The organism is Pseudomonas sp. TH08, assembly GCF_016651275.1.
GTDB lineage: Bacteria > Pseudomonadota > Gammaproteobacteria > Pseudomonadales > Pseudomonadaceae > Aquipseudomonas.
Genome location: NZ_JAEKEE010000001.1, coordinates 1,920,493 through 1,939,559, shown reverse-complemented (window position 1 = coordinate 1,939,559; position 19,067 = coordinate 1,920,493). Strand labels below are relative to the sequence as shown.

Here is a 19,067-nt window from a genome sequence, read left to right as displayed (position 1 = left end):
TCTAAGCGTCGCGTACGATTTGGAAGCGTCGTAAATCGATTGTCATCGGTAGCTCGTCACTGATTTCCACGTTCGGTATAGGAAGTTTCCCTGGCGTGTGTCCGACGCGGAAGAATCGCGCCATACGCCGGCTCTCCGCTTCGTTGGCATTGACCGGTAGCGTCTCGTAATTACGCCCACCCGGATGCGCGACATGGTATTGGCAACCACCCAGCGAGCGGCCCATCCAGGTGTCGAGCAAGTCGAATACCAACGGCGCGTGTACAGCAATTGTTGGTTGCAAGCAGTTGGCCGGTTGCCAGGCGCGGTAACGCACCCCAGCGACAAACTCGCCAACTCGCCCGGTCGGGTGCAACGGCACCGCGACGCCATTGCAGGTCAGCAGATAGCGCTGCGGCGGCAACCCTTTGAGCTTGACCTGCAATCGCTCCAGCGACGAATCGACATAGCGCACCGTGCCGCCTGCCGTGCCCTCCTCGCCCAACACGTGCCACGGCTCAAGGGCCTGACGCAGTTCCAGCTCGATGCCATTGACGGCGTAGTCGCCGACCTTGGGAAAACGAAACTCCAGATGCGCCGCGAACCATTCCGCTCGCAACGGATAACCGGCGCTGTTGAGTTCGACGATAACGTCGGCGAAATCCTGCTCGATAAAGTGCGGCAACATAAAACGGTCGTGCAACTCGGTGCCCCAACGCGCCAGTTTCGGCGGCGCATAGGGCTCGCGCCAAAAGCGCGCAACCAGCGCACGCAGCAACAATTGCTGGGCCAGACTCATGCGTGCATGGGGCGGCATTTCAAAGGCGCGCAACTCAAGCAAGCCGAGACGCCCGGTGGCGCCGTCCGGCGAATACAGTTTGTCGATGCAGAATTCGGCGCGATGAGTGTTGCCCGTGACGTCGATCAGCAGGTTGCGCAGCAGTCGATCGACCAGCCACGGCGCGCACTCCTCGCCGGGTTCCGGCATCTGCGCAAAAGCGATTTCCAGCTCGTACAGCGCGTCATTGCGCGCCTCGTCGACGCGCGGCGCCTGAGACGTCGGGCCGATGAACAAGCCGGAAAACAGGTAGGACAGCGACGGATGATTGTGCCAATAACTGATCAGGCTGCGCAGCAGATCGGGGCGGCGCAGGAACGGCGAATCCGCCGGCGTCGCACCACCGAGAACAAAATGATTACCGCCGCCGGTGCCAGTGTGGCGGCCATCGATCATGAACTTCTCGGTGGTCAGGCGAGTTTGCCGCGCTTCTTCATAAAGAAACTCGGTGCGCTCGACCAACTCGTCCCAACTGGCGGACGGCTGCACGTTGACCTCGATCACGCCCGGATCCGGGGTGATGCGAAAGTTGCTCAGGCGCGGATCGCTCGGCGGCTCATAGCCTTCCAGCAGCACCGGGCAATGCAGTTCTGCAGCGGTGGCTTCGATGGCCGCCACCAGTTGCAGATAATCCTCGACCTGTTCCAGCGGCGGCATGAACAGATACAAACGCCCCTCGCGCGCCTCGGCGCAGAACGCCGTGCGGGTCAGCCAGTCGGCGGATTCGTTGATTTTCGGCGCGCGCTCCTCGGCGCTGGCCGGTTCGGCATGATGGTTGAGTTGCGCGGCATCCGGCAGTTCGGGAAAGTCCTGATTCGGATCCTGGGGATGAATGAACGGGTACTCCGCCGCTTTCACCCAAGGCTGCGAACCGAGCGGCAAACGATAGCCCAGCGGCGAATCTCCCGGCACCAGTCGGCAATGCTCGTCGCGCAGGTACCAGCGCCCGCTCTGCCATTGATCGCCTTTGGCATTACGCGCCAACGGCAGCACCTGACCGATGACTTTATCGAGCCCCTGACTGAAGACTTTGCGCAGGCGCGCACGCTCCAGAGGCTCTTCCAGACGCGAGTCTTCGGCGCTGACGTTGCCCGGTAACGTACCCTCACGCCAGAGGTAGTAGAAATTGTCCTCGTAGGCCGGGAACACAAAGCGTGTAGGCAATTTCAGGCGTTCGGCGACACTCGCCAGAAAGCGTCCCGCCAACTCACCATTGGCGCCATAGTCCTGCTGCTCGTCGGCAATCAACGCGTCGTTGTGCCAGATCGGCACGCCGTCCCGGCGCCAATAGCAATTCAGCGACCAGCGCGGCAATTGCTCGCCGGGATACCACTTGCCCTGCCCGAAATGCACCAGACCCTGCGGCGCGTAATGTTTGCGCATGCGCTGGAACAGCTCCGCGGAGAGCCGACGCTTGTCCTCACCTAACGCAGCGGTGTTCCACTCGGCACCGTCCGGGTCATCGATGGAAACGAAGGTCGGTTCGCCGCCCATGGTCAGGCGCACATCGCCTTCCAGCAAGTCGGCATCGATCTGCCGCCCCAGCGCCTGAATCGCCAGCCACTGCTCATCGGTGTAGGGCTTAGTGACGCGCGGCGCCTCCCAGATCCGCTCGACCGACATTTCGTGGCTGAACTGTGTTTCGCAAGGTTCGACCATCCCGCTGATCGGCGCTGCCGAAGAGGGATCAGGACTACAGGCCAGCGGAATATGCCCTTCACCAGCAAACAGCCCCGACGTAGCGTCGAGGCCAATCCAGCCGGCGCCCGGCAGATACACCTCGCACCAGGCGTGCAGGTCAGTGAAGTCGACTTCGGTGCCGGAGGGGCCGTCGAGGCTTTTCACATCGGCAGTCAGTTGAATCAGGTAGCCGGAGACGAATCGCGCCGCCAGCCCGAGGTTACGCAACAGTTGCACCAGTAACCACGCCGAATCCCGGCAGGAACCGGAGGCGTGTTCGAGGGTGTGTTCCGGCGTTTGCACGCCCGGTTCCATGCGAATCAGGTAGCCGATGTCCTCGCTCAGACGCTGATTGAGCGCCACCAGAAAGTCCACAGCAGGCAATGGTGTGCGGTCGATGGCGTCCAGATAGGCTTTGAATTTCGGTGTCAGCGGCAGCGTTTCGAGGTACGGCGACAGTTCCTTGCGCTCATCGGCAGCGTAGGCGAAGGGGATTTTCTCGGCGTACGGTTCGAGGAAAAAGTCGAACGGATTGAATACCGCCATCTCCGCCAGAAGATCGACTTCGATGCGCAGCTCGTCGGTTTTCTCGGGGAACACCAAGCGTGCGAGGTAGTTGCCCTGCGGGTCTTGCTGCCAGTTGATGAAGTGCTGCTCGGGCGAGACTTTCAGCGCGTACGAGAGAATCCGCGTGCGGCTGTGGGCGGCCGGGCGCAGGCGAACGATCTGCGGGCCGAGTTCGACAGCGCGGTCGTAGCGGTAATGCGTGACGTGATGCAATGCGACATGAATCGACACGGCGTGCCTCCTGCGAGCCTAAGCGTATTCGAAAGCGCGCAAGACTTATGCCATGCAGAGGCTTGGGCGCTTTAGTGGGATGCTCAGGGCAGTACAGCACCAAAATCGGGCGATGCGGGGAAATGGTTTAGCGAAGTTGCGCCTAAATGTGGCGGGCAGGTGTTAATGGGGTGCCTGACCTGACGCCATCGCTGGCAAGCCAGCGATGAGGACAGTGGTTACAACACAACTCCTGAACCCTGAAATGCAAAACGCCAACCCGAAGGTTGGCGTTCTGTTGAGCTTAGAGCAGCTTAGCGCGGTACCACTGGCTTACGGGTCGGCTTCGGCCCTTTGCCCTTGGCGGCGTCCTTGCGTTCCTTGGCCGCTTGCTGGTTGCGGGCGAACGCCGCAGCCTTGGCCTGCTCACGCTTGTCCCAAGGATTACCACCGTCACTGGCACGCGGCGGCAGACCGGTGTGCTGGGTGAGAATCTTGGTGGTCTTCTCTTTGCCTTCCTTCGCCACTTTATGGCTACCGGCCGGTGTCGAGTTCTTGCGACGTGCGCTCTGGTAGCTGTCGGTGGCCGGCTGATGCGTCGGGATCAGCTGATCCTTGCCCGAACCGATCAGGTCAGCGCGACCCATGCGGATCAGCGCCTCACGGAGCATCGGCCAGCCTTTCGGATCGTGATAACGCAAGAACGCCTTGTGCAAACGACGCTGCTCTTCGCTCTTGACGATGGTCACGCCGTCGCTCTTGTAAGTGACCTTACGCAGTGGGTTCTTGCCCGAGTGGTACATCGCGGTGGCAGTGGCCATCGGTGACGGGTAGAACGCCTGCACCTGGTCAGCCCGGAAGCCATTGCCCTTGAGCCACAAGGCCAGGTTCATCATGTCTTCGTCAGTGGTGCCCGGATGCGCGGCAATGAAGTACGGAATCAGGTACTGCTCTTTGCCCGCTTCCTTGGTGTACTTCTCGAACATGCGCTTGAACTTGTCATAGCTGCCAATGCCCGGTTTCATCATCTGGTTGAGCGGACCTTCCTCGGTGTGTTCCGGGGCGATCTTCAGGTAACCGCCAACGTGGTGGGTCACCAGCTCTTTGACGTATTCCGGCGACTCGACCGCGAGGTCGTAACGCAGGCCGGAGGCGATCAGGATCTTCTTCACACCCGGCAAGGCGCGGGCGCTGCGGTACAACTGAATCAGCGACGAGTGGTCGGTATTCAGGTTCGGGCAGATGCCCGGGAACACGCAGGACGGCTTGCGGCACGCGGATTCGATTTCCGGCGTTTTGCAGGCGATGCGGTACATGTTCGCGGTCGGGCCGCCAAGGTCGGAGATGACGCCGGTGAAGCCTGGCACCTTGTCGCGGATCTCTTCGATTTCGCGAATGATCGACTCTTCGGAGCGGTTCTGGATGATCCGGCCTTCGTGCTCGGTGATCGAGCAGAAGGTGCAGCCGCCAAAGCAGCCACGCATGATGTTTACCGAGAAACGGATCATGTCGTAGGCCGGGATCTTCTCCTTGCCGTACGCCGGGTGCGGAACACGGGCGTAAGGCATGCCGAACACGTAGTCCATTTCTTCAGTGGTCATCGGAATCGGCGGCGGGTTGAACCAGACGTCGACTTCGCCATGCTTCTGCACCAGCGCGCGGGCGTTGCCCGGGTTGGTTTCCAGGTGCAGCACGCGGTTGGCGTGAGCATACAGAACGGCGTCGCCACGGACCTTTTCAACCGATGGCAGACGAATCACGGTCTTGTCGCGGGTCATGCGCGGGCTGGCCAGAATCTGCACGACCTTGGCTTCCTGCGGATCTTCGACCGGCCCCTTCTCTTGCTCGATGGCGCAAGCCTGGGTGTCCTGGGTGTTGACGTACGGGTTGATGATCTTGTCGACCTTGCCCGGACGGTCGATACGCGTCGAGTCAACTTCGTACCAGCCTTGCGGCGTGTCACGACGAATGAATGCGGTGCCGCGCACGTCGGTGATGTCTTCGATCTTGTGCCCGTAGGACAGACGCTGGGCCACTTCGACAATTGCGCGTTCGGCGTTGCCGTACAGCAGAATGTCGGCGCTGGCGTCGATCAGGATCGAGTTACGCACGCGATCCTGCCAGTAGTCGTAGTGCGCGATGCGACGCAGGGAAGCTTCGATGCCGCCAAGCACGATTGGCACGTGCTTGTAGGCCTCTTTGCAGCGCTGGCTGTAAACCAGGCTCGCGCGATCCGGCCGCTTGCCGGCCATACCGCCAGGGGTGTAGGCGTCGTCGGAACGGATTTTCTTGTCGGCGGTGTAGCGGTTGATCATCGAGTCCATGTTGCCGGCCGCGACGCCGAAGAACAGGTTCGGCTCGCCGAGCTTCATCAAGTCGTCTTTCGACTGCCAGTTTGGCTGCGCGATGATCCCAACGCGGAAGCCTTGCGACTCCAGCAGCCGGCCGATGATCGCCATGCCGAACGACGGGTGATCGACGTAAGCATCACCGGTAACGATGATGATGTCGCAGGAATCCCAGCCAAGCTGATCCATCTCCTCCCTGCTCATCGGCAGGAATGGCGCTGGCCCGAAACATTCGGCCCAGTACTTTGGATAGTCAAATAACGGCTTGGCTGCTTGCATGTCGATAACCGGTGTTGGCTTTCATTGAATTTCGCGGGCGCGGAATATAGCACAAATTTTGACCAATTCCGACGGCTGTGGTCGGTTTCTCTCTGGGCCCGTGCCATTGACCAGAAAACCGCCCTACCGCGCCCATTTCCGCACTGCGACCTGCGCCAGTCGAACCCGACACACCGTTGCCCTCCGGGGCGCCGGCGCCCAGTACGACAACCCTTCAAGGATGAAGCAATGTCACCCAAACCGCCTTCCAGAGGCATTGTCACCGTAGAGATCCACGCTCGCCCCGGCGAACCGACAAGCGGATCTGCACCAAGACCCGATACGCCAACGCCTGCCGACGCCCTTCTCGCGACGGCGATAACGGCACCGCGCGTTGTACGCCCGGGCAGAACGCCGGCTGCCGTCGACCTCGATGCAATCCAGCCAGTGCCCGCCGTCACCATCCAGCCAACACCCGCGACGCTGCCCGCAGCCGTGCCCGGGCCAATGCCGCTGACGCATTACCGGATCAGCACCGATGCGCATCTTCCGCAAGCCAATGAGCAAGGCTTGCGACTCTACAAAGGTCGCCAGTACGTCGATGTGCCCGGCGGCACCGTACAAGTTGCGGCAATCGCGGAAAACGGCTTGTATCGCGCCCGGCTGGCGAGCGAGCTGAGCCCTTCGGGGCCAGTGTTGGTGCGGGCCGCCGACGGAAAACTCTGGCACCCGTCAGTGGAGCCCGCCACCGAGATGTTGTATCCGTTGACCGAGACACGCCTGCAAGGTTTTCTGACGGATCTCGACTTCACCGATGTCGAGCCCGACAGCCATGGGCTGCACAGCTTTGACGGCAAACGCTACGCGGTGATTGAACGCCGCGCCTATCAGGTTCTGCATGACCCCGAGGCCTCCACCGCGCAGTCGTCGGTGATGCGTATCGTGCGCTCCGAAGATGCCATCGCCGCAGATGGCGACAACCGCTTTGTCGCAACACGCCCGGGCAGATCCGAGCCAATCGTGTTCGATGAACAGCATGGCTGGCGGGGCATCGTCATTGCCGGAGCAGGCGGCATGCGCCGCACGAAACCCGACAAGGTGCAACGCCTTACAGCGGCTGATCTGATACTGGAATTGCAGACCCAGACCGAACTGATCAATCAGGCGGCAACGCGTACTGATGTACTGGAAGCTGCCTGGCGTGCGGTGCAAGGCAAAGAAGCCGAGAAAGGCGCGCTCGTACAACTTGAAGTGCAGCTTCATCGACAACTGGCGTCGCTGGAGAAGACCGCCAACTTCTACCTCGACGAACGGGATACTCTGCAACCCATCAAAGGCAGCACCCTTTACGCCAGCGATCTGCACAACATTCAGAAAAAACGCATTGAAGCCTATACACGGCTGATGAGTGCCGGTGATTCACGCAAACGGCTGGACATCTCTTTCTACAATGACCCTTTCCACGCCTATCGCTCGACGGTCAATTACCTGAAAAGCAAACTGGCACTGTTGGAAAAACGCCAACTGATTGCCCTCGACATAATCAAGCGAGCGCGTGCTTCGGAAAGCGAACTGCTCGACCTGGGTTTCTATCCAACGGAAATCCATGAGACCAAGGCATTCTGGGTCGATGCAAAAAGCCGCTTGCTGACCGATGTGCCGATTACCGACAACAACTTCAAACCGATCCACCTTGCCTACGCCTTTACCGAAACAACCTTCGCATTTCGCGACATCGACAGTATTCCGGTGGCGGCACGCATGGCGGTATTGAGCAATCTGGTCGACCAGTGCGCAGCGATCAGGGCCTCGTATGAAGACCTCGAACTGCCACCCGGGCCGGTGCATGCCAGCTCGCGGCAGGAAATCATCGAAGCCATTCAGGCCTTTGAAAACACCCTCGAAAACCGCATCGCTGTCGATCACCGCGACCTTGAAAGAACCACGTCGCTGCCGTCCCAGGATCAGTCTATCGATTTCGACTTCATCCCTGCCCAACGCAAAAACCAGCCGGCACCACAAGCCAAAAGAATGTTTCGCAGCAAACACCACGGTGTCTACAAGATCCGCGTCGGACAGACACGCCGCACCGCATTGGGCGAAGAACTGATCGATGTCATGGACCCGCACAACCCGGCAAAGGTCATGCAGACCTACGAGCGTCGCGAAGGCGAATGGCAACGATTGGTGGCTACACAAGAAAGGAATCTGGCGACCCTGATCACCCAGGCCGGTATTCATCTTGAACAGACCGAGACGCACCTCAATACCGCCCGCAAGGATGAGCGGGCAAAACGCAACGCCACCAACATCGTCGAGCAACTGGGCGATGCAGCCGAAGCGCTCGACGATCTCGGTCGACAGATCGAACGCGCGCCGAACCCGGCGAAAAACGACATCGCCGTGCTCGTCCAGCGCCTGCGACAAGACAGCCAGCGCTTGCGCCGCGAGGGCGAAGACATCCGGATCCGCTTGTACAAGGACAAGTCCTTTCTGAGCGCCGACCGGGTGGCGTATCTGATCAGCCAGGATCACCTGAGCGTGAACAAAACCCAGGCACGGCTGGTACAAGGCAAGGGCAAGTACAAGCACTTCCTCGATATCTATTCGCTGAACGACAGACAGACGGGCGAGCCGCTGTGGCAGGCGCATTTTCATTACGAAAAAAACAACAGCCCGGCGCTGGATTTCATGGTCAAGGGCGGTCACCTCAAGACCCTGGCACAAAGCGCAACGGGCAGTGCCGCGCAACGTCGGGATGAGCAAGCCGGGCGGCCGCATGTGGCGATCTGGCGGGAAACCCTTGATGGCCGAACCGCACAAAAAATCTTCGAACTGGCGCGCTGAAACCGCGAACCTATTTCCCTCTTCAAGGATGAAGACATGTCACCGAAACCACCCGCCAGGGGCGTCACCAGCGTGGATGTCCATACACGCCCCAATGAACCGACAACCGCCGCTGTACGGCGCCAGATCGACTCGCCCGCCGCCCACGCACTGCGAACAGCTCAACGCCCGGACAGCACGCCGGCAGACGTAGACCTGGAGGCAATCACTGCGGCGCCAGCGGTCACCATCAGCCGGCCTTTATCCGCCGCCGAAGTGCTCAATCCGGCATCGCAACAACCGCTCAGACATTACTGGATCAGCACCGAGGCCCCGCTTCCGCACGCCGACGCCGAGGGATTCAGGACGTTCAAGGGGCGTCGCTACGGCAACGTGGCGGAGGGCGGCGTCGTGCATATCGTGAGCGAACCGGAAACGGGCCGGTATCGGGCAAAACTGTCGAGCGAATTGCTGCCTTCCGGGCCGACTTTGTCATACGACATCAGCAGTCAACTCTGGCGCCCGCTGGCTGATTTTGTACCAGTCACCTACCCGTTGCCGGTCAGCCGCCTGCAGGGTTTTCGCACCGATCTGGATTTCACTGGCGTCGAGCCGGGCCCTGACAAGCTGCACCGCTACTTGGGAAAACTGTACGTGGTGATCGAAAAAAACGCGTATCAGGTTCTCCATGATCAGGATTCTTCCTCGCCGCAAACACCGGTCATGCGCATTGTCCGGCCAGAGGATGCTGTCGCCCGTGACGAGCAGAACCTGTATGTCGCGTCACGCCCGGGCCGCTCGGAACCGATTGCCCACGACGCGGTGGATGGCTGGGTGGGCATTCTGGTCGGCGGCATCAGCGGCATGCCGAGGACCAGGACCAGCAACATCGCCGCCACGGCAGTGGCCAGCCTGGAGCTGCGCCTGAAAAACGACACGGAGGCGATCAATCAGGCGGTCGTGGACTCCCGGCAACTGGAAACCGAATGGCGCGAAGCAAGAGGCAAAGAGGGTGAAAGAGGCGCCGCCGTGGCGATGGAAGTACAGATTCGCCGCTTGATGCTTCTACTGGATGACTCCGCCAGTTTTTACCTGAACCAGCGCGAGGCGCTGGCCATGGTCAAAACCAGCACCGTTTACAAAAAGGAATTACTCGAAAGGCAGATAGCGCAAGTCGCTGCCTACACCCGCCTGATGTTCGTCAGGGATGCGCGGCACATGCAGGAGCTGCGCACGCCCGTGGATATTCTTGAGGCCTATCGCACAGCTGCGAGCTATCTGGCGAACAAACTGGCGCTCATGGAAAAGCGCCAACAAATCGCGAGTGACGCCCTCAAAAGCTCGCCTTCATCACAGAGTGAGCTGACGGAAGTGGGTTTCGACCCGACCGATATTCACGCCGTGACCGCGCGCTGGATCGATGCGCGCAGCCGTCTGCTGACGGAGGTGCCGATGGGCGCAGATTTTGTTCCGGCGAAACTGGCGATCGCGTTCTCGGAGGCGACCACGGCCTTTCAAGCCATCGAGCGTATGCCGGACAACGCCCGCATCGCCGTACTGAGCACGTTGCTCGACCAGTGCGCAGCGATCCGGGCGTCTTACGAACGCTTTTCCCTGCCGCCTGATCCGGCGCATGTGAACTCGAGAAACGAAATCACCAAAGCCATACGTGCCTTCGAAAACACTCTTGAAGAACGGTTGGCACGCTACGACCAGGATCTGGAAAGAGTCATGGTGCTACCGATCCATGACCAACCCATCGACTTCGACTTCATCCCCGCACAGGACCGCACCGGGGTAACGCCGCCGCCCAAGCGCGTGTTCCGCGCCCGCCATCATGGCCATTTCAAGATCTGTATCGGCCAGTCGCGGCGAACCCCGGCGGGCGACGAAGTGATTGATGTGATGAGCGCCGACAATCCGACTCAGACGTTGCGGACCTATGAACGCAAGGAAGGCGAATGGCAAAAGATCGTCACGACGCAAGACAAGACCCTTGGCGTCCTGATGACCGAAGCCGACGAGAGCCTTGCAGCCATCGAGGCTCAATTGGCCGGCGCTCGTCAGGATGAGAGAGCGAAGGAAACCGCCAGCAACATACTCGACAGGCTTGGCGCCAAGGCAGAAGAACTCGACGAATTGCGTGTGCAGATCGAACAGTCACCCAACCCGCTCGCAACGGATGTCGAGCCGCTGATTCAGCGCCTGCGCGAAAACAGTCAGCGTTTGCGCAGCGAGGGCGAGGACATTCGGGTGCGGCTGTACAAGGACAAAACTGTTCTGAGTGCCGACCGGGTGGCGTATCTGATCAGCCACGGTCATCTGAGCGTCAAACAAACCCACAATCGGGTGGCGCGAGGTAAAGGTGAGCAGAAGGAGTTTCTCAGCATCTACTCGGTGAATGACAGGCAAACCGGTGACCCCCTGTGGCACGTCCACTTTCACTATGAAAAGCAGGACAGCCCGGCGCTGAACTTCAAGGTCAAGGGTGGCCACCTGAAAACCCTCGCGCAGAGTCGATCGGGCGTGACATCGCAACGTCTGGATGAACTGGCCGGCCGACCTCACGTGCGCATATGGCGCGAAACCATCGATGGCAGAACCGCACAAAAAATCTTCGATCTCGCGGACTGAACAATTGCACCGACCGGCACGGCAGCGCCGGTCGGCGACCCGCCGCATCCGGCACAAACCCGGCAATGACGCCGAAACTGCTCAACGACCCATTAGCGGAAGTTGAAGCAACACTCTTCAAGGACGAAACATTCATGCCTGTAAAACCGCCGACCCGCAGCACCGTCAACGTTGAGGTGCACACACGCCCCGTGCAAACGGACAACATACATTTGCCGCGACCGGACACCCTGGCACATCTGGACTTCGATATTCCGACCTTACCAAGGCCACGAAACCCGACACCTGCGGGCAGAACCCCCGCCCAGGCTGACCTGGAAGCCATTACTCCAGTGCCGGTCACTATCAGCCAGACACCCTCGGTGGACATCGTCTCGGCACCTGCGCAGCGATCGCTGGAACATTACCGGATCGCGACGAAAACGGCGCTTCCGCCGGCCGACGTAGACGGATTCATCACGTTCAAGGGACGCCGCTACGTCGATGTAATGGACGTGGGTGTCGTGTCTGTCGGGGTCGATCCCCACACCGGCCAGCAGCGCGCGAGACTGACCAGCGAACTGCAACCGTCGGGGCCGGTGCTGGTTCGCGATCCGCAGAGCAAGCTGTGGTATGAGCAGGACGACTCGCCGATCACTTTTGCGCTGAGCGACAGTCGGTTGCAGGCTTTTCGCACAGCGCTGGACTTTGCCGGCGTCGAGCCCGGCACTGATGGCCTGCACCGATTTGACGGCAAGCTCTTCGCGGTGATTGAAAATATCGCCTATCAAGCCCTGCACGATCCCGAAGCCTCCACTGCGTTGACGCCAGTGATGCGCATTGTCCGTGCCGACGATGCCGTCGCCGCCAGTACCGACAACCTTTATGTCGCGACACGCCCGGGCCGATCGGAAGCCATTGTGTTCGATTCGGAGGACGGCTGGCTCGGGGTCAATCTTCCGGGCGCAGGCGGCATGCACCGCGCCGGACAAGCCCCGCACCGGCAACTGATGGACCGTTTCACCAGCGCACTCAATCGCCTGAACAGCCCGGCGGCACGCGTGCGCAAGCTGTACCCGTCGTTGAGCGAAGAGCAAGTCAGCGCCGTAATCCAATCGCTGGGGGAGGATGTTTCGGGCGGTCTGGTACGTCGCGAAACAGATTACAAAAACCTCAAGAAAGAATTGATGGCCTGGTCTCGCACCTACACGCAATCGCCCGTGCCGGCCGCCAGCAAAGCCTGGATTGACCTCGCTGCTGTGGAGATCAAGCGCTGCTGGCGTCAGCAAACCGGGTCAACGCTGAAACTGATACCTGCCCCGGACGGAACCACTTTGCCACCGTTCAAAGCCGACTTCGGCCATGTTCGGACGCTGGAACTGGACAGGATCACCTGGTCAGACACCTCCGACACCTTTCTCAGCGGCTTTTCGGGTCTGGAACGCCTGACGTTCACCCGCTCCACCGTGGAAAAACTGCCCGACGTTGTCGCCACCCTGCATAACCTGAAAGCGCTGGACCTGAGTTCGAACCAAATTCAGCTGGATGTTCCGGCTGCCACCAATCTGAGCTCACTCTCCCGACTTGAGCGGATCGACCTGTCTGGCAATCCCCTTGGACAGACACCGGACTTCAGCGCCATGGCGGCGTTGAAAGTCGTGAACCTGAGCAATACCCGCATCGACCACTGGCCGACAGGTCTGGAACAGCAGGCTGGGCTGGAACTCGTCGATTTGCGCCAGAACCGTCTGAGTGAAGTCCCGGAGGCGATCCTCAACCCGCCGGCCGATCAGTTGCAGGCACGCGCGCGGATCAACGGCGTCACGCTGCTTCATGACAACGCGTTTGCGCCGGGCTACTGGAAAACGCTGGAAGGGTTCTGGCGACGCGTCGCCGCTGCACACCCGGAGATGGCCACCCACGCTGGTAACGGCGCATTCAGGCTTGATGGCGATACCGCCGACGTCACCATGGTGCAACGCCTTCACCCCGACAAGGATGCGCAAGCGGCCAAGGACTTCGTTCTGGAAATGGACGACACAGCACGCACCGGGCTGGCTGCACGCGCGCTGGAACTCGATCAGTTGGAGGCGCAATTGGATGAATACGTCCGGACTCACGACGACCCCGCCACCAGCACTGCGGCGACAAAACTCTGGGTGCAGCGCGTTGCCAGGACGATCAAGGGGTGCTGGCTGCGTGACTCCGGGGACGCGCTGAGATTACCGCTCGGGGCCGGCCCACTCCCGGCTTTGAGCGCGGATTTCAGTCATGTCCGGTCGCTGGACCTGCACACCATTGCCTGGTCGGACGCGGCCGACGTATTCCTGGGCAATTTTTCCAATCTGGAATATCTGGCGGTCACCCACAGCGCGATTGAAAAGTTACCGGGGAAAATTGCCGAGATGGACAAACTGAAGTACCTCGCCCTGAACAATAACCGCATTGAACTGGACGAGCAGAGTGCGGCAAAACTCAGCACGTTAAGTCACCTGGAAACGGTCAATCTTTCCGAGAACCCGGCGCTGAAACTGTCGCCTGACTTCAGTGCCATGTCTGGCCTGACCTCCCTGAACCTGAGTAATTCGGGAATCAGTCAGTGGCCGAGCGGCTTGCAGGACAAGACCGCGCTGACCGGCCTGGATCTACGCAACAACCAATTGCGTGAGGTGCCGCTGGCATTTCTCGATCCGACTCCCGAGCAGTTGCCGGCGATGGCCCGGCTCAACGGGGCCACACTGCTCGAAGGCAACGACTTTCCGCCGGCGTACGGGGAGAAATTCGATGCTTTTTGGCTGCGCGTGAACACGGCTCACCCCGAGCTGTTGAGCACTGCCCACCCCTCAGCCTTTGATAGCGACAACTCAAGAGCACAGCGCTACCGACGACTCTTTCCAAACAAGAGCATCAAGGACTGCCGGGAGTATCTCTGGGGCCTTGAGAGTGGCGCTGCGGGAAAGAAACTCAAAAGCCTCGAAAAGGAATTCGGCGTACTGAAAACTCAACTCGACGCCTGGGTGTTTTCTGGAGGAGGCAACCGCGGGGGTACATTCGCGCAGATCAATTGGCGGTCAACGCACTGACCCGCGCCGACCGGGTCCAGGCCAGTAACAGGATTATCAAGTGCTGGAGGCGGGAAACACCGCAGCGGCTGGCCAATGACCGCACGCCCATCGGCCTGGAACTGGATCTCAGTGGCCTGATGCTGCCCACCCTGCCGGACATCGATGTCGATTTCAGTCATGTCGGTTCTCTCAGATTGAGCAATATGGCGCTGAACACTTCACCGGAAGGCTTTCTGACCCGCTTCCGTCATGTGCGCTGGCTGGATCTGTCACAAAACCAATTGCGTGAGCTGCCGCCGGCCGTTGGAGAAATGAGCGGGATGACCCGACTGTTTCTGCAGAATAATCAGATTTCCCTGACAGCCGACACCGCCCGCGTGTTGTCCGAGCGCGCAACACTGCGAGCCCTGTGGTTGCACGACAATCCGCGACTGGGCATCCCGCCGGAATTCAGCCATATGCCCGACATACGCTCGGTGAATCTGGCTAACACCGGGATCGACACCTTCCCGACCGGAATAGCCGATCAACCATTGCTGGACACGTTCAATCTGAGCCACAACCAGATCACCGACATTCCGGATGTGGTCGTTGCCCCGCCGGACGATCGACTGGCGCACACGGTGCGCATCAACAACGTGACCGATATCGGCCACAATCCGCTGTCCCCGGAGACCCACTTACGGCTGGATCATTACGATGCCCGACTGATAGAGGCCGAAACGCCGCTGCGGGGCCTGCACAATTTGATCGACACGGCGCGAGGCCATGTTCCGGTCCTCAGTCGACCCGCGACAGATGATCCGATGACACGCTGGACATCAGGACTGACGGCCGATGAGGTAACCGCCAGAAGAAGTCAGTGGCGAACACTGCGTGAGCAGCCGCGTTCGGGAGGGTTGTTCGATACGCTTGAACGCTTGCTGGACATCCCGACCGGTCACCACGACCTTCAACGACGGGTCTGGAAACTCATCGACAGCATTACCGAAAACAACGCGGACTCCGAACGCCTGCGCAAAGAAGTATTTGATCGGGCGGGCGACGCAGCCTGCTGTGATCGGGCGGCGTTCACGTTCACCAATCTGGAAATCCTGACAATGGTGCACGACGCTCGCAGCCAGGCTCGAGATCACGCCCAAGGCCCGCAATTGTCTGCACTTTCCAAAGCGTTGTTCCGCTTGCATGAGGTCGACAAAATCGCCTCGGCGGACATTGCCCAGCGTGAGGCCAGAATTCTCGAATCAAGGCCGCAGGGAGCAGCGGCGCAGCCAGCACCTCACGTCCGCGAGGAAGTCGAGATCCGGCTTTTCTATCGCCACCGCCTGAAAGAACGTCTGCAACTGCCGGGACAGCCGGAGCGAATGGGTTTCGATAATTTAGTCGACGTGACCAAGGCGCAACTGGATGCTGCGTACGAAAAAGTCATCGCGCTGGACAACTCACCTGAAGAATTCAACGCGCTGGTGTCGAGGCAGTTCTGGCAGGAATTCGTCACCCACAAGTACCGTGCGCAATTCGATGAGCAGCAACAGACGTTTCAGGATCGCCAGGCGCTCCTCGATGACGCGCACGCCGCCGAGACGCTTGCATTTGCCGAATACGACGCGCAATCCAAGGCGCTGCAAACTTCGCTGGCGAACGTTGAAGAGGCGCTGATCGTAACGTTGTCCCGACAAGAGATGAACGAGCATTCCGCGCGCGACACCGGCGCGGAGGTCGCCGGCGGAACTGAATAACACGCGGGGAAGAACAGCTGACCGGTTGAAACCGGCCAGCCATTACTCGTCGTCGTCGAAGTTGTAGCTGCCCGGCGCAAGGTTTTCGAAACGTGTGTACTTGCCGATAAACGCCAGGCGGATAAAGCCGATCGGACCGTTACGCTGTTTGCCGATGATGATTTCGGCAATGCCCTTGTGCTCGGTCTCCGGGTGATACACCTCATCCCGGTACACGAACATGATCACGTCGGCATCCTGCTCGATCGCTCCGGATTCCCGGAGGTCGGAGTTGATCGGACGTTTGTTCGGTCGCTGCTCGAGGGAACGGTTGAGCTGGGACAGCGCCACCACCGGGCAATTGAATTCCTTGGCCAGGGCTTTGAGGGAACGCGAGATTTCAGAAATCTCGTTGGTCCGGTTGTCGCCGCCGGAACCTGGAATCTGCATCAATTGCAGGTAGTCGATCATGATCAGGCCGATGTCACCGTGCTCACGGGCCAGACGCCGGGTACGCGCACGCATTTCCGACGGGCTGATACCGGCGGTGTCGTCGATGAACAGCTTGCGGTCATTGAGCAGGTTGACCGCCGAGGTCAGGCGCGGCCAATCGTCATCTTCCAGTTGGCCGGAACGCACCTTGGTCTGGTCGATGCGGCCGAGGGACGAGAGCATACGCATGACCAGCGATTCGCCTGGCATCTCGAGGGAGTACACCAGAACCGCCTTGTCGCTACGCAGTACCGCGTTTTCCACGAGGTTCATCGCGAAGGTGGTTTTACCCATCGACGGACGACCGGCGACGATGATCAAGTCAGCCGGCTGCAGGCCGCTGGTCTTCTCATCAAGGTCGGTGTAGCCAGTGGACAGGCCGGTAATGGCGTTGTCCGTGTTGAACAGCGTGTCGATGCGATCGATGGCCTTGGTCAGCAAATCGTTCACGCCCACCGGGCCACCGGTTTTTGGCCGGGCCTCGGCAATCGCGAAGATCTGACGCTCGGCTTCGTCGAGAATCTCCTCGGCGGTGCGCCCTTCCGGGTTGAAGGCGCTGTCGGCGATCTCGGTGCTGATGCCGATCAGTTGGCGCAACGTCGCGCGCTGACGGACGATCTGCGCATAAGCCTTGATGTTGGCGACGGACGGCGTGTTTTTCGCCAATTCGCCAAGGTAACCGAGGCCGCCCACCTGCGACGTCTGACCTTCCTTGTCCAGTTGCTCGGCAAGGGTCACGACGTCGATCGGGGAGTTCTGATCGGCCAGTTTGGCAATCGCCCGGAAGATCAGGCGGTGGTCATGTCGATAGAAATCACCGTCGGAGACTTGATCAAGCACGCGTTCCCAGGCGTTGTTGTCCAGCATCAGACCACCGAGTACAGCCTGTTCGGCCTCGATGGAATGTGGCGGCACCTTCAGGGCAGCGGTTTGCAGATCGTATTGCTCGGGAGCGGAGATATCGTTCATGGCCACTTGAGTTTGGTTGAAAATCAGGAGTTGCAGAAAGACAAAGGGCACGACCTGTAAACAGGATCGTGCCCGATGTTAACCGCCTGACGGGCAAGCCGCCAGCCGATCAGGTGTTGCTTAAGCTGCTACCACGACAACGCGTACGGTGGCTTCAACTTCGGCGTGCAGGTGCACAGCCACGTCGAATTCACCTACGTTGCGGATGGTGCCGTTCGGCAGACGAACTTCGCTTTTCGCAACTTCAACGCCAGAGGCGGTCAGTGCGTCAGCGATGTCGTGAGTACCGATCGAACCGAACAGCTTGCCTTCGTCGCCAGCGGTGGCAGTGATAGTCACTTCCAGCTCGGCCAGTTGGGCAGCACGGCTTTCAGCCGATGCTTTACGGTCTGCAGCAGCTTTTTCCAGCTCAGCACGACGCTCTTCGAACGCAGCGATGTTCGCTGGGGTCGCGGCGGTAGCTTTGCCGTAAGGCAGCAGGTAGTTACGACCGTAACCGGCCTTAACGTTCACTTTGTCACCCAGGTTGCCCAGGTTGGTGACTTTTTCCAGAAGGATCAGTTGCATGTGAAAATCCTCTTAACTTTTAACCTTCACCGTTCGCGCTATCGGTGTCTTTCGACACATGACGACCGCGAAAATCAATCAGGCTGTCGACAATGGCCAGGACCACGAGCAACGGATAGATCAGCTGCATGAATAGCAACAGCGTGACGTACAACCCCACCAGCCAGAAACCGGCCAGTCGCTTCTGCCCGACCAGCCCGTGAATCAGGGCAAGTCCGGCGAACACCAGCGGTACACTGCACAACGGCGTCAACATGGCCATCTGTGCACCGAGATTCGGGCCCAGAAGCATCAACGCCAGCAGTAACATCGCCGGCCCCAGCGGGATCCGGATGGCGCGAAACTCGCGACCAAAACCACCCGGGTTGTACAACAACGCCTGCCAATGACGCCCGACAATCAGGCTCAGCACGCTGACGATCTGCAACAAAGCCGCAATCAGTCCGGTCAGGACTGGTGCTATCAGGGACGCAAAACGCGCTTGCTCTTCGACCGACAATTGCTTGTAAGTCTCACCGAGGAGCGCCGGCATGACCTTTATCAAGGCCTGCGCGAGCATCTCGATCTGGGCCGCAAACGCGGCCCCGAGCACCACCGAAAACACCACTCCAATCGCTACGCTGACCAGCAGCGTACGAACCCAGGATTCACTTGCGCGCAAAACCAACGCAAGTGCCGAAGAACCCAGCAGCACCAGAAGTGCCCGTGGATCATCCGCGTACAACCACCAGACCAAGGCCGGCAGCAGTCCCAGGGACAGAACGCCAAGGGCGTCCGTCAATCCGCGCCGCAGCAGCACAAGGCTCCCGGCGGCGGCACCCAACCAATACAACAACGGCAATGTTGCACACCCGGCCACTACGAGAGTGGCCTGCATGCGGCCGCGCATGATGAACTCAGCTAAGGCACGCATGCATTCAATCCTTTGCTACTTGTC

General features: G+C 60.0%; 9 protein-coding genes. 4 read left to right on the top strand and 5 right to left on the bottom strand.

Annotated features, from left to right (window positions below):
* Nucleotide 1 precedes the first annotated feature (1 nt).
* The gene (locus JFT91_RS08865; protein ID WP_201232131.1) at nucleotides 2-3,295 is read right to left on the bottom strand and encodes a transglutaminase family protein; all 3,294 of its coding nucleotides are present in this window, start codon (nucleotides 3,293-3,295) and stop codon (nucleotides 2-4) included.
* A 293-nt stretch (nucleotides 3,296-3,588) separates the two neighbouring features.
* A complete protein-coding gene (locus JFT91_RS08860) occupies nucleotides 3,589-5,901 on the bottom strand; it encodes a YgiQ family radical SAM protein (protein ID WP_201232130.1) in 2,313 nt (770 codons plus the stop codon).
* A 228-nt stretch (nucleotides 5,902-6,129) separates the two neighbouring features.
* Here JFT91_RS08860 and JFT91_RS08855 point away from each other — a divergent pair, with 228 nt between their 5' ends.
* From JFT91_RS08855 to JFT91_RS08840, 4 genes are all read left to right on the top strand, one after another.
* The gene (locus tag JFT91_RS08855) at nucleotides 6,130-8,727 is read left to right on the top strand and encodes a hypothetical protein (RefSeq protein ID WP_201232129.1); all 2,598 of its coding nucleotides are present in this window, start codon (nucleotides 6,130-6,132) and stop codon (nucleotides 8,725-8,727) included.
* A gap of 36 nt (nucleotides 8,728-8,763) precedes the next feature.
* Complete coding sequence (locus tag JFT91_RS08850) at nucleotides 8,764-11,340, top strand: hypothetical protein (RefSeq protein ID WP_201232128.1); 2,577 nt, start codon at nucleotides 8,764-8,766, stop codon at nucleotides 11,338-11,340.
* Nucleotides 11,341-11,474: 134 nt separating this feature from the next.
* Nucleotides 11,475-14,402: a leucine-rich repeat domain-containing protein gene (locus JFT91_RS08845; RefSeq protein ID WP_201232127.1), complete on the top strand. Its 2,928-nt coding sequence runs from the start codon at nucleotides 11,475-11,477 to the stop codon at nucleotides 14,400-14,402.
* The gene (locus JFT91_RS08840) at nucleotides 14,384-16,123 is read left to right on the top strand and encodes an NEL-type E3 ubiquitin ligase domain-containing protein (RefSeq protein WP_201232126.1); all 1,740 of its coding nucleotides are present in this window, start codon (nucleotides 14,384-14,386) and stop codon (nucleotides 16,121-16,123) included. Before JFT91_RS08845 ends, JFT91_RS08840 begins: the two co-directional genes overlap by 19 nt.
* A 42-nt stretch (nucleotides 16,124-16,165) precedes the next feature.
* Here JFT91_RS08840 and dnaB read toward each other — a convergent pair whose 3' ends face one another.
* The 3 genes from dnaB to JFT91_RS08825 all read right to left on the bottom strand — a co-directional run bounded on the left by dnaB (nucleotide 16,166) and on the right by JFT91_RS08825 (nucleotide 19,043).
* The gene (dnaB, locus tag JFT91_RS08835; RefSeq protein WP_053116810.1) at nucleotides 16,166-17,563 is read right to left on the bottom strand and encodes a replicative DNA helicase; all 1,398 of its coding nucleotides are present in this window, start codon (nucleotides 17,561-17,563) and stop codon (nucleotides 16,166-16,168) included.
* Between the two features lie 120 nt (nucleotides 17,564-17,683).
* Nucleotides 17,684-18,130 carry a 50S ribosomal protein L9 gene (gene rplI, locus JFT91_RS08830; RefSeq protein WP_008078307.1) on the bottom strand — a complete coding sequence of 149 codons (447 nt, stop codon included), beginning with the start codon at nucleotides 18,128-18,130 and terminating at the stop codon, nucleotides 17,684-17,686.
* 19 nt (nucleotides 18,131-18,149) lie between these two features.
* Nucleotides 18,150-19,043, bottom strand: a complete 894-nt coding sequence (locus JFT91_RS08825; protein WP_201232125.1) for a hypothetical protein — start codon at nucleotides 19,041-19,043, stop codon at nucleotides 18,150-18,152.
* Nucleotides 19,044-19,067: the final 24 nt, after the last annotated feature.

Bases quoted from the DNA above. Each gene is read 5' to 3' on its own strand.
- JFT91_RS08860 (WP_201232130.1), bottom strand. From the start codon at position 5,901: ATGCAAGCAGCCAAGCCGTTATTTGACTATCCAAAGTACTGGGCCGAA.
- JFT91_RS08855 (WP_201232129.1), top strand. From the start codon at position 6,130: ATGTCACCCAAACCGCCTTCCAGAGGCATTGTCACCGTAGAGATCCAC.
- JFT91_RS08850 (WP_201232128.1), top strand. From the start codon at position 8,764: ATGTCACCGAAACCACCCGCCAGGGGCGTCACCAGCGTGGATGTCCAT.
- JFT91_RS08845 (WP_201232127.1), top strand. From the start codon at position 11,475: ATGCCTGTAAAACCGCCGACCCGCAGCACCGTCAACGTTGAGGTGCAC.
- dnaB (WP_053116810.1), bottom strand. From the start codon at position 17,563: ATGAACGATATCTCCGCTCCCGAGCAATACGATCTGCAAACCGCTGCC.
- rplI (WP_008078307.1), bottom strand. From the start codon at position 18,130: ATGCAACTGATCCTTCTGGAAAAAGTCACCAACCTGGGCAACCTGGGT.
- JFT91_RS08825 (WP_201232125.1), bottom strand. From the start codon at position 19,043: ATGCGTGCCTTAGCTGAGTTCATCATGCGCGGCCGCATGCAGGCCACT.